General features: G+C 62.5%; 11 protein-coding genes and 1 rRNA gene. 5 read left to right on the top strand and 7 right to left on the bottom strand.

Translation table 11 applies throughout. From position 1 onward, the window contains the following. Nucleotides 1-157 precede the first annotated feature (157 nt). From phnX to C515_RS0118110, 4 genes are all read left to right on the top strand, one after another. Nucleotides 158-991 carry a phosphonoacetaldehyde hydrolase gene (phnX, locus tag C515_RS0118120; RefSeq protein ID WP_051305098.1) on the top strand — a complete coding sequence of 278 codons (834 nt, stop codon included), beginning with the start codon at nucleotides 158-160 and terminating at the stop codon, nucleotides 989-991. Further along, entirely contained in the window at nucleotides 988-2,391 is a 1,404-nt protein-coding gene (locus C515_RS0118115; protein WP_043650414.1) for an FAD-dependent oxidoreductase, read from the top strand. The genes phnX and C515_RS0118115 overlap by 4 nt, the downstream gene beginning before the upstream one ends. A 231-nt stretch (nucleotides 2,392-2,622) precedes the next feature. Further along, nucleotides 2,623-3,393, top strand: a complete 771-nt coding sequence (locus C515_RS23335; RefSeq protein ID WP_158380883.1) for a DUF2310 family Zn-ribbon-containing protein — start codon at nucleotides 2,623-2,625, stop codon at nucleotides 3,391-3,393. Nucleotides 3,394-3,536: 143 nt separating this feature from the next. After that, entirely contained in the window at nucleotides 3,537-4,151 is a 615-nt protein-coding gene (locus C515_RS0118110; RefSeq protein WP_028456643.1) for a DNA-3-methyladenine glycosylase I, read from the top strand. A gap of 478 nt (nucleotides 4,152-4,629) precedes the next feature. On the opposite strand, the gene C515_RS0118105 is transcribed toward C515_RS0118110, so the two are convergent. Both C515_RS0118105 and C515_RS0118100 read right to left on the bottom strand, forming a co-directional pair. After that, complete coding sequence (locus C515_RS0118105) at nucleotides 4,630-5,055, bottom strand: universal stress protein (RefSeq protein ID WP_028456642.1); 426 nt, start codon at nucleotides 5,053-5,055, stop codon at nucleotides 4,630-4,632. Beyond that, a complete protein-coding gene (locus C515_RS0118100) occupies nucleotides 5,040-5,486 on the bottom strand; it encodes a universal stress protein (RefSeq protein WP_051305097.1) in 447 nt (148 codons plus the stop codon). The genes C515_RS0118105 and C515_RS0118100 overlap by 16 nt, the downstream gene beginning before the upstream one ends. A 384-nt stretch (nucleotides 5,487-5,870) precedes the next feature. Between C515_RS0118100 and C515_RS0118095 the strand changes: the two genes are divergently transcribed. Then, on the top strand, nucleotides 5,871-8,675 hold the full coding sequence (locus tag C515_RS0118095) for a M16 family metallopeptidase (protein ID WP_028456640.1): 2,805 nt from the start codon (nucleotides 5,871-5,873) through the stop codon (nucleotides 8,673-8,675). A 5-nt stretch (nucleotides 8,676-8,680) separates the two neighbouring features. Here the strand turns inward: C515_RS0118095 and phnF are convergent, their stop codons facing one another. The 5 genes from phnF to rrf all read right to left on the bottom strand — a co-directional run bounded on the left by phnF (nucleotide 8,681) and on the right by rrf (nucleotide 11,741). Beyond that, nucleotides 8,681-9,400 carry a phosphonate metabolism transcriptional regulator PhnF gene (phnF, locus tag C515_RS0118090; RefSeq protein ID WP_028456639.1) on the bottom strand — a complete coding sequence of 240 codons (720 nt, stop codon included), beginning with the start codon at nucleotides 9,398-9,400 and terminating at the stop codon, nucleotides 8,681-8,683. 68 nt (nucleotides 9,401-9,468) lie between these two features. Beyond that, complete coding sequence (locus C515_RS0118085) at nucleotides 9,469-9,840, bottom strand: DUF1622 domain-containing protein (protein WP_028456638.1); 372 nt, start codon at nucleotides 9,838-9,840, stop codon at nucleotides 9,469-9,471. A gap of 55 nt (nucleotides 9,841-9,895) precedes the next feature. Beyond that, nucleotides 9,896-10,171 (bottom strand): cupin domain-containing protein, encoded by a 276-nt coding sequence (locus tag C515_RS0118080; RefSeq protein ID WP_051305096.1) that lies wholly within the window; start codon nucleotides 10,169-10,171, stop codon nucleotides 9,896-9,898. A gap of 217 nt (nucleotides 10,172-10,388) precedes the next feature. After that, complete coding sequence (locus tag C515_RS0118070) at nucleotides 10,389-11,348, bottom strand: NAD(P)H-quinone oxidoreductase (protein ID WP_028456636.1); 960 nt, start codon at nucleotides 11,346-11,348, stop codon at nucleotides 10,389-10,391. Nucleotides 11,349-11,627: 279 nt separating this feature from the next. Continuing rightward, nucleotides 11,628-11,741: ribosomal RNA gene (gene rrf, locus C515_RS0118065) — 5S ribosomal RNA — on the bottom strand. Nucleotides 11,742-11,863 lie beyond the last annotated feature (122 nt).

The following is an 11,863-nucleotide window of genomic DNA, read 5'->3' as shown; positions in this document are numbered from 1 at the left end:
GGCGGCCGGCGGACCGGGCTCGCCTTTTCTTTGGTTCGTTTCTTTTGGCGAGACAAAAGAAATGAACCCGTCCGCCGGGCGGAACCGGCATGCAAACACCGCGCCGCAAGGCGCTAAACCGACTTACTCCGACTTACTCATCTGGAGCTTGCCCACCATGTCCTACCGCTACACCCGCCACTACACCGGCCCGCTGGAAGCCGTCATCTTCGACTGGGCCGGCACCGTCGTCGACTTCGGCTCGTTTGCCCCCACCCAGGTGCTGGTCGACGCCTTCGCCAGCATCGGCGTACCCATCTCGCTGGCCGAGGCGCGCGTGCCGATGGGCATGGCGAAGTGGGATCACATCAAGACACTCGGCCAACTGCCCGACGTTGCCCGTCGCTGGCAGGACAAATTCGGCGCGCCGATGACCGACGCCGATGTCGACCGCATCTACGCCATCTTCATGCCGCTGCAGATTTCCCGCGTCGGTGACTATTCCGCCATGATTCCCGGCGCGCTCGACACCATCACCCTGCTTCGCGAGCAAGGCCTGAAAATCGGCAGCTGCACCGGCTACCCGCGCGAAGTGATGAACGCGCTGCAGCCGGTCGCCGCCGCCGCCGGCTTCTTCCCCGACTGCATCGTCGCCGCCGATGATCTGAAGGCCGGCGCGCGCCCCGGGCCGTGGATGGCGCTGGCGAACGTAATCGAGCTGGGCATCAAACACGTCGCCGCCTGCGTCAAGGTCGACGATACGGCGGTCGGCATTCACGAAGGGCTGAATGCCGGCATGTGGACGGTGGGGCTGGCTGTTTCGGGCAACGAAGTGGGGCTGAGCCTGGCCGAATGGCAGGCGCTGACGCCCGCCGAACAGGTCCCCCGCCGCCAGCGCGCAGCGGACAAACTCGCACAGGCCGGCGCGCATTACGTGATCGACAGCATCGCCGAACTACCGGGCGTGATCGCCGACATCGGCGCGCGGCTGGCCCGTGGAGAACAGCCGTGAGCAGCGATTTCCGCCCCTGGTGGTTTGCCGACGCGCTGCGCCGCGCCCCGCCGCCGCCGGTGACACCGCTGCAGGGCGACATCACGGCGGACGTCTGCATCGTCGGCGGCGGCTATACCGGGCTGTGGACGGCGATCATGCTCAAGCAGGCCAATCCGCAGCTCGACATCGTGCTGGTCGAGCGCGAGCGCTGCGGCAGCGGCGCGTCCGGGCGCAACGGCGGGTGCCTCCTCACCTGGTCGGCGAAATTCCTCACGCTGCGTCGGCTGTTTGGCGAGGCCGAAGCGCTGCGGCTGGTGAAAGCATCCGAAGACGCCGTCTACGCCATCCGCGACTTCTGCCGCGAACACGCCATCGACGCCGAAGTGCGCGTCGATGGCGCGCTCTACACCGCCACCAACCGCAGCCAGTTGGGCAGCATGGCCGGCGTGATGGCGGCGCTGGATGGCAACAGAACGAACAGCTGGCGCACACTGCCGTTGGCTGACGTTCAAAGGCTGGCCGGCTCGGCGGTGATGCTCGAAGGCGTGTACTCGCCCGCCGCTGGCAGCGTGCAGCCCGCGCTGCTGGCACTCGGCCTCGCGCGTGTCGCCCGCGAGCTGGGTGTGCGGATTTTCGAACACAGCGCGATGCAGCGGCTGATCCCTTCCACGCCGCCACGCGTGCAGTGCGCCGCCGGCAGCGTCAGCGCAAGCAAGGTCGTGCTGGCGCTGAACGCCTGGATGCCGGAGCAGTTCAGCCAGTTTTCGCGCAGTATTGCGGTCGTGTCGTCCGACATGATCATCACCACGCCCTGCCCTGCCGAACTGGCCGCGATTGGCCTTAACCACGGCGCGGCGCTCTGCGATTCGCGCATATTCATCCACTACTGGCGCACCACCGTTGATGGCCGCCTGATGCTCGGCAAGGGTGGCAACACCTTCGCCTATGGCGCACGCATGCTGCGGCAATTCGACGAGCCCAGCCGGCAGGTGGCTATGCTGCAGGCGTCGCTCGCGCGCTTTTTCCCCAGCCTGGCCAGCGTGCCGCTGGCTGCGTCGTGGAACGGCGCGTCGGACAGATCAGTAACCGGCTTCCCCTTCTTCGGCCACCTCAACGGCCATCGCGACATCGTCTACGGCTTCGGCTATTCGGGCAACGGCGTGGGGCCAAGCTGGATCGGCGGGCAGATTCTCAAGTCACTGGCGCTCGATGAAGACAACGTCTGGACACGCAGCGGGCTGGCCACCGGCCCGCGCGGCCATTTTCCGCCTGAGCCGGTACGCTGGCTGGGTAGCCAGCTGGTGCGCAACGCGATCAGACGAAAGGAAGCGATGGAAGACCGCGAAGAAGTGCCGTGGTGGCTGGACAGACAATTGGCGAAATTCGCGCAGGCGGCGGGGAAGGCGGACAAGGGCTGAGTACGCATACCCATACAGATATAAAGCCACAGCCTTTTCTAAAATTTGGCTATGGCCCTATACCCATTAATATTCGCAGGAATGGTCAACCGAAGGCGCGCCCGCCGGCAGCCCCCTTGGGGGACAAGCCGCGATTAAGCCGTGGTAAGCTTTGCGACAATCAAGGCACGCCCCTTGGCACCGGCGGTTCAGTGCCGAGCACGGCCAGCGCTATCTATGAATGGGGCTTGCATGTACGTCCATCGCATCGAGTTTTCCATCCCAGCCGATCAGGATGCGGAAACAACTGCCGATTTTGCCAAAAGTTTGCTTGGAGCCCTGAGAATGAATGGGCAGCTCTGCGGCAAGGAATGGCCACTCTTTGTCGAGAATAGGCAATGCGTAGCGCTTGTTCTTGCACCAGAGCAAGGATCGCTAGCGCCAGCACTTCATGGCGAATATGTCAGGAAAGTGGTTCATCAAGGTGATATGCGCGGCATATCAATCACCTTCACGCCTGTCGCAGAAGACTGCACCAGTGCACAAACCTGCACCTGCCACACCTCATCCGGATACGTTCTATTCACCACATACTTATCACTTGAATCCCCGATTAGGTGCCTTGATTGTTTTCTGCCCGTGCCGCTTTACCGGTTTCCAGTCATGCCAAGCGGGGAGTACTACGAACTCATTTGCTGGCAATCGGATTATCAGTCGTGTGACCGCTTGCAGATGAACTGCACTACGCTCGAACGAGCTACCACCCGACAGCTGTCCAACAAACAAAGCAGCCTCTCAAAACAAGGGATTGAAATCTGCCGAACGATGGAGAATCTGACGAGAACGCCGTTTTATTACTATCTCTATCGCGCACATGCCCGCAGCCTCAAATCCGAGCAAGAAAGATGCTGCCCATCCTGTGGGCAGTCATGGCACCTGGAAACGCCGCTGCATTCGCTCTTTCATTTTCAGTGTGAGCCATGCCGCCTCGTCTCTAATTTCGGCTGGAATCTTTGTCCCTGATCGACCAAGCCGAGCAGCTAAGCCCGGTTATCACCTGCGAAGCGAGCATGGATCAGATGCGGCAAGCAATCCTGGCAGCTGCGATAGCTTGCGCCTGAAGAAATGATGAAAACCCGCATTTGAACCCAATAACTGGAGTGGACATGCCCCCCCTCTACCTCGCCCCAGACAACCTCCCCCGCTGCCGCTGGTGCAGCGCGACGCCGGATTACCTTGCCTACCACGACCATGAGTGGGGCTATCCGGTAGCGGACGACGTGCGGCTGTTCGAGAAGCTGTGTCTGGAGGGTTTCCAGTCGGGCCTGAGCTGGCTCACCATTCTCAGAAAGCGCGAGAATTTCCGCCGCGCCTTCGACGGTTTCGATTTCCGCATCGTGGCGACCTACACGGACGCCGACGTGGCGCGGCTGCTGGCCGATGCCGGCATCGTGCGCCATCGCGGCAAGATCGCGGCGACGATCAACAATGCCCAGCGCGCGCTGGAGCTGATCGACGAGGCCGGTTCGCTGGCGGCATTTTTCTGGCGCTACGAGCCGCAGATGGATCCCGGCCCGCAAGTCGTTTCGCAATCGCCCGAATCGCTGGCCCTGTCGAAAGCCCTGAAAAAGCGCGGCTGGAAATTCGTCGGGCCGACGACGATGTACGCGCTGATGCAGGCGATGGGGCTGGTGAACGATCACGCGGCGGAGTGCGTGATCCGTGCACGGGTGGCGGCGGCGCGACAAGGTTTCACGTCACCGGCGACTCGCGCAGGGTAAATGCAGCGTGCCGGCAGCGCGCAAGCCAGGTCAGCTGCCGCCTGCTGCGGCCCGGCAAGGCTCTTCAGCAAAACCCGCTGCACGCACAAAAGCACACTGCTCGCAGAGCAGCACAGCTCAAAGCGCCGAACTCTCGGCATCTCTCGAGGCTTCCTGATTAGGCCGCCAGCTCGGCAACTCCCATCCCGGCGCACCACGAAGATTCTGCGGGCAAAGCCGGTCTCCGGAGTGTCTCTCGCACTGGCATGACCGCCGGAATGGACAGAGTGGGTACTGCTGAAGCAGCGACCCGATCCGGAGGATTATTGGAGTTTGCCGGCAAGCTGATCCAGGAAGATTTGTGCCTGTCGGGGCATTGCCGATCAGGCCCGGCCCGAACGCCTGCCCTTTTGGTTTCCGCCTGCCTTCTGCGCGCGCATCGGCCGCGCCCCAGGCAGATACTCCTGCCGGATGCCTATTTGATCAGCTATTTGATCAGCTATTTGATCAGCGTGACCGGCACCGGCGACTGTGCGGCCACCTGGCTGGCCACCGAGCCCAGCACGACGCGGGCGAGGCTGTCATTACCACGCGTGCCCATGATGATGCGCACGCAACCATGGTGGCGGGCGTCGGCGCAGATGGCTGCGGCCGGCGCGTCGAGCACGACGGCATGGCTGACAGTCAGGCCAGCGGCGCGCAGGCGTTCGACATGCGGGACCAGCAGCGCGGCGCCGTGTTCGCGCAGCGACTGCACCATGGGCACGCCGTGCGTCACCCCTTCCAGCAGCGAGGCGTAGAGGCCGGGCTGTTGCACATTGAGCAGGCGCAGCCGCAGTCCGTGCGCCCTGGCCAGCCTTTCGGCGTGGGCGAGCGCCCGCAGCGCGCAGGGCGAATCGTCCAGCGGAATCAGCAAGCTGTGCATGGCGCCTCCTGATTGACGAGCGTCACCGGAACGTCGGCCGCACTGAGCACCTTGCTGGCGACCGAGCCCAGCAGCAAGGCGGTAGCGGCGCCACGCCCGCGCGTGCCCATGACGATGTGCGCCACCTTTTCCTGGCGGGCCACGCGCACGATCATTTCGGCGGGCTGGCCAATGGCGCGCAATTCGCGAAAGGGCAAATCGGCGGCCTGCAGCAAGGCGCGCGCCGGAGCAAACACGCGCTCGGCATCTTCGCGATAGAGCGCGTCCAGATCGGCATCAGTGAAAAAGCCGCGCGTGCGGCCAATCAGCGGCAGCTGGACGTGGAGCAGCAGGAGCTCATCGCAGCCTTCCTGTTCACGCAGCAGCAGCGCGGCCTGCACGGCACGCAAGGACTGGGCAGAACCATCAACAGGTATCAGCAAGATGGGCACGGGGCACCTCCACATCCGACGGGGCTGCAGACCAGAGCCCCTTGCTTCCATTATGTTCCCGGCCACCGTGCCAGGGTAGCCACAATCCGCAGCCCTCATGGCTTGCTCGCCGGAAAAGCAAGACAAAGTCTAGGGTATATCGCCATAGCCATTGATATAAAAAGGCTGCATGTTTATACCCAAAGCAAATCCGGATTTTCCAGCTACTACGGCAAAGCTCGGCGCCTCATTCCTGCGTCCAGTAAAACCGCCAGCCACTCATGACCCGCAGCATGGCCCTCAAAGAGAGCCAGCCAAATTTGACGAAAACAAAACAAAAAACGTAAGCTCAAGAGTGAGGCAGAGTAATTCATCAGAGCGACACACCGCACACCAGGATTCAGCATGAACTTGCACAAACACACTGCCGCATGGCGGCTTGGGAACGCATTTCACTGTGCGCTGCTGGCGCTCGGCCTGCTGCTGGCCACCGGCATGACAAATGCGGCGGCCACCGATCAGAGCATCCGCGAAGGTACACTCGCCAATGGCCTGCATTACGTCATCAAACGCGTTGACGCCGACCCCGGCATTACCGAATTCCGCCTGCTCGTCAAAGTCGGCTCGCTCGACGAATTGCCGCACGAGCGCGGGCTGGCGCATTTTCTCGAACACATGGCGTTTCGCAATACCCGGCACTTTCCGGATGGTCAGGTCATCGACTACCTGAACAATCAGGGCATGCGCTGGGGTCAGGACAGCAATGCCTTCACCTCGCAGTTCGAAACCCTGTATCACTTCCGCGCCAGAACGGCTGATCTGGATCGCTCGCTGCAGCTGCTGGCCGACTGGGCTGCTGGCATCGGCATTACCAAGGCTGGTGTCGATGCCGAGCGTAAAATCGTGATCGATGAATGGCGCATCGGTCAGCAGTACATGCAATACCGGGACACTTATCTCGATACCCTGTTTGCCGACCGGGTGATGAGCGAACACAATCCGCTTGGCCAGATCGGCATTCTCGAAACGGTGAAGGCCGAAGATATCGAAGCCTTCTACCGGCGCAACTACATCGCCCCGCGCATGACGGTGATCGTTGTCGGCGACGTAGACCCCGAGCAGCTCAGCCAGCAGATCGGTGCGCTGTTTGCGGCAGTTCCCGCCAGCCCCGCCGCGCCGACCCGCCCCGCCCCCTTGCGCGAGCTGCAGGAACTGGGGCTGTTTGCCAACTACCGCGAGATCAGCCGCATGAATAACCCTGTGGTCAGCTGGAGCTGGCTGGAGCGCTGGGATGGCGTCGGCACCGAACAGGGACGGCTGCGTGAGATGCAACGCACTGTGGCACTTGCCATGGTGCAGCGGCGGCTGGAAGCGGCCAATCCCGAACAGCGCAGCTATGAGCAGATATTCAATGGGCAGGATAACGATGCACGCCCCGTGCGGCGCTGGACCCTGCTGGCCATCCCCAAACCCCGGCAGGCCGAGAATGCCCTGCAGGCCATCCTGACCGAGGCAGAGCGCGCGCGCCGTTTCGGCTTTACCCAGTCCGAAGTCGACGAACAGCTGCGCATCACGACGGCCGATCTGCAGGCCGCCACCCGCAAACCGCAAGGCCGGGAAGAATGGGCCAACATCCTGATCAACGAGGCCATGCTGGGCGGGATGCGATGGACTCCGCAGCAATGGCTGGCATCCTGGGAAGAAAACAAACCCAAGCTGACCCCCGCCAGCCTGCAGCAGACGCTGGATGAGCTGATGGCGACGCCCGGGCAGCTGGTTGAAGTGGACAGCAAAGGCACAGCCAGCTTCGGCTACATCAACGACAACGATGTCCGGCGCATCAGCAAAACGGTCAAGGAGGCCAAGCTAGACCAGCAGCAGTTTGAAGCTAAATCAAGTTCCCTGCTGGCAGCCCTGCCCGAGCCCGGCCGCATCGTGGCCAGCCGCGACGCTCCCAATGGCGGCATCTGGACGCTGGAGAATGGTCTGCAGGTGCTGTGGCAAAAACCGGTCAAAACGAATGAAGACATCGGCATTGCGCTGCGGGAACCGGGCAGCCTGCTGGCATTGCCGGAGCGCCTGCGTGTTCCTGGAATGGCGCTGGCACAGTACCACTGGCAGAACGCGCCCGGCGCCATGCCGGCGAATCAGTACCGTGAAGCGCTCACGGGGCACGACGTGCAACTGCAGTTCAACGTCTGGGTGGACAGTTCGGGCTTTTTCGGCCGCAGCAACCCGGTCGATCTGGAAATCGCGCTGCAGGCACTCCATCTGTATCTGCAACCCCTGGCTCAGGACTGGACTCCGTTTGCCAAGCCGATCGCGGCACTGGGGCCATACGATTGCGGCAGTGCCGGACTAGGCGCAAGGCTGGCGTCACTGGCTCAGCCAAGCTGGCCATGGCGTTGTCTGCGTGGCGAAGAAAACACCCTGTGGATGGGGGAGGTACAGCAGGCCCAGCTGGCGCTGTTCGGCGATCCGTCGCGGCTGCGGCTGGTGCTGACCGGCGTGGCTGATCCGCAAGCCATCCGGCCGCTGGTCGAGCGCTATCTGGGCAGTCTCAAGCTGCAGGCACAACGTCCGGAACTGCAGGCCGTCAAGCCGATACCGCTGAACACCGACGCCACGGAGAGGCTGCTGTTCTCTCGCGGTGCAGAAGCCAATGTGAACTGGCGCATCGTGACACCGCAGTCCATCGATTCCAGCGATGCCTATCTACTGGAAGCACTGGCTGGGATCGTGCGCGAGCGCCTGCTGAAAGTACTGCGCTTCGACAACGGCCAGAGCTACTACGTGGATAGCGGCTACGACCTGGGCAATGGTCAGGGTGCGGCGCTGATGTTTTCCTACAACGGCCCACCTGACCAGTGCCCGATGATGACACGCAAGACCGCCCAGACATTGACCCTGCTGCGCACCGAAGGGGTCACCGCGGCTGAAGTGGAGGCCAGCCTGCAGCTCAGCCAGAAAATGGTGGCCGAGCGCGGCAATAAGCCACTGGAGTACGCCCGAGCGCTGTCATTTCACTGGCAACATGGCAAAGACGATAGCAGCCTTGCACCCAATCCAGAGCAGACTCTGAGCAAAGCAGCGCTGGATCAGGCGGCAGCACGCTGGCTGCAGCCCGAGTCAGCCTTCATCGCTCTTTTTGGCTGCAATACCGATGTACCGATCGAGTTTGCCGGTCTGTGGGTCGGCGACGCGAGCTGAAGGGGTCAATCCGGCTCGACGGTAAGCTGAATGGCGTTGCCGGCAAAGCGGGTGATGCCGTACTCGAAGACCCGCCCTGCTGCGTCCTGGTAGACGCTTTCGACATACAGCACGGGCTGGCTTTTGGGCTGGCCCAGTCGTGCGGCCACTTCGGGGCGCGGCAGGCGGGCCGTCACGCGCGACGACTGGCGACTGATGCCGGTGATGCCCATGGCCTGCAGGGCGGCGACCATCGAGCCGGTCTGCCGCAGGGCATCTGCCGCACCGGCGCAGCGCGGCAGGATCAGGTATTCGGTACACACGCCGATCACCTGCCCTTCCACCTTGTCGAGCAGGTCGATGCGCAAGACCGGCGCGCCGGGCGCGATGCGCAAGAGCGCGGCGACGTCGTCACTGGCGGGAATTTCGCCGGCCTGGAGCAGCTCGCTCTCGCCGGAGAGGCGCTGTGCGGCGAGGCTGTGCGAAAAACGCTCGCGACGACCCATGCGGTAGTCAATGAGGTCTTCCTGCACGAAGGTGCCTCGCCCCTGCTCGATGCGTACAAGCCCCTGGTTCTCCAGTTCCTGCAGCGCGCGGCGCACGGTGTGGCGGTTGACGGCGAAACGCTCGGCAAGGCTGGCCTCCACCGGTAGCTGCCCCTGCAGGGTCTTGCTGGCGATTTCCGCGGCCAGCGTGTTGGCTATGCCGCGCCAGACGGCCTGTTGTCCACCCCGTTGCACCGCCATACTGTCATCCGTTCACCGAAAAGCCGGATTATATGACCGGCAGATTGCACCGGCATAACATGCTTGCGTCAGATACCGGCAGCGTGGCGATTTTCAGACTTGCCAGCCTGCTGCCAGGGCCAGCGACCGCTGACCTCAAGCTCCAGCGTGAAGCTGAGAAAGGTACGGATGATGACAATCACGGCCAGTACGGCGAGATTGTGCAGATTGGGTTCGATGGCGACGGTGCCGATGATGTCGGCAATCACCAGCAGCTCCAGCCCCAGCAGGATCGCGCGACCCAGATCGGCGCGCAGGCCATGATAGGCGCGGTGAAAATCCTCGCTGTACAAACGCCGGACAAACACGGCTGCCGCCAGCATGGCGCCAAGCAACAAGACGGCCACACCGGCCACTTCAACAAGATGGGCGGCGCCCGCCACCAGGCCTGCTTCATTCATTGCCGTCTCCACAGGGGAACATGATGCTTCATCATGGCCCAGTAAAGACAGGCTGTCAGCCGAAGCGGTAGTGCTTGCGCAAGGCTTCGTGAATGTCCCAGACGCAGCTCATGCCGGCAGGAAACGTCGCCAGATCACCGGCGGCGAGCGTGATCGACTCACCGCCGTCGGGCGTCACGGTCACGCGGCCGGCCAGCAGGTAGCAGGTTTCGCTCGCGCCATAGTGCCAGGGGAAGCAGCTGACTTCCTTCTCCCAGACCGGCCAGCCGGCCACGCCCAGTTCACTGAGACGCTCGGCGGCGGCTTGGCGCTCGACATGGATTTTGCTCATTGCTATGACTCCTGAATGTTGTTCAGCCATCATGAAATTGTCACACCGCTGACCCGGCCTCGTCACTGACAAACCGTAAGCTCTGAATGGTTGCCATACCACCGGACCCGTCATGGACTACACGCTGCTGACCCTGCAAATCCTCACCATCCTCTGCTGGCTGCTCTTTTTCGTGTGCTGCGGCATCGTCCGCTACAGCTGAAACGTTGCGTGGCAGTCAGGGCACAGTCAGTACGACCTTGCCAAGATTGTGATTGCCAGCCAGCCAGGCATGGGCGGCGGCAGCCTCGCCAAGCGCAAAGCAGCGATCGAGGGTGAGACGATAGCGGCCAGCATCAAGGCCCGGCAGCACATCATGCAGCAAGGCTGTGGCAAGCTGGGCTTTCATGGCCAGTGGCTGGCTGCGCAGCGTTGAGCCCTGTACGCGCTGGCGCTTGACCAGCAACTGGCCCAGATTCAGCACGGCGTCCTTGCCGCGCAGCAGGCCAATCAGGATCAGACAGCCATCGGCATTCAGGCAGCGCTGGTTGGCGGGCAGATAATCGCCACCGACACCATCCAGAATCAGATCAGCCCCACCGGCAGCCCGAACCTCGGCGACCCAGTCATCCTGACGATAATCCAGGGCCAGATCGGCCCCCAGAGCGCGGCAGTATTCCAGCTTGCCAGCACTGGCCGTGCTTGCCACCCAGGCACCGTGCGCCTTGGCCAGCTGGATGGCGGCGCTGCCAACGCCGCTGGCACCAGCGTGGATCAAGACGCGCTGGCCGGCAGCCAGGCGGCCGATTTCGATCAGGTTCAGCCAGGCTGTCAGCCAGGTCTCCGGCAAACTGGCTGCTCCTACATCATCGAGCCAATCGGGGGTAGGCACGGCGAGGGCGGCATCCAGCAGACAGTATTCGGCACAAGCTCCGCCAGGTACCAGCCCGAATACCCGTTGACCCGGGAAAAACTCTTCGACTTGGGCACCGCAAGCAGCCACCTCCCCCGCCACTTCCAGCCCCAGCACCGGCGACTCCCCTGCGGGCGGAGGATAGCTTCCCGCAGCCTGTGCCAGATCGGCCCGGTTCACTCCGGCTGCGCGTACGCGCACCAGCAGCTGAGCAGGCCCGGGGTTCGGGCAAGGCAATTCGGTCAGTTGCAATTGCGGATAAAGCCTAGGATCAAGCGCCAGCATGCGCGAACTCCATACATGAGATCAAGCCAGTTTCCCATGGAAGCAGGTTCCAGGGTTGGCCGCAAGCTTGGGGCACTCCAGAGCCTGACTGGAAGGCCATGGCGAAATACCGCCAGCAACATCATTCAGGGTATCCATCCATAGCAAATGCCAAGCATAGGCCTAGCAACATTACCCTATCAGGTATGCAATCAAACCCTCGCTGAGCCTACCCCGCGCATCCCGCGCGCATAAAGCAAAAGCCCCGGTCTCTTTCGAAACCGGGGCTTTTCATGGGGAGTCTGGCGATGTCCTACTTTCACACAGGCAATCTGCACTATCATCGGCGCTGAGGCGTTTCACCGTCCTGTTCGGGATGGGAAGGGGTGGGACCACCTCGCTAAGGTCACCAGACATTAACTTGTCAGGAGTGAGGTGTGAGGGGTGAGGTGTACAACACGCTCATTCTCAGCACAGCACTCCAAATTCGATAGAAGAAGTTAGTCATGTTTCAGTGGCAGGTGACTTTGGCTCGG

This window comes from Chitinilyticum litopenaei DSM 21440 (assembly GCF_000428145.1).
Taxonomy (GTDB): Bacteria; Pseudomonadota; Gammaproteobacteria; order Burkholderiales; family Chitinibacteraceae; genus Chitinilyticum; species Chitinilyticum litopenaei.
The sequence above is the reverse complement of the archived record's forward strand: the minus strand, read 5'-3'. Positions and strand labels throughout refer to the sequence as shown.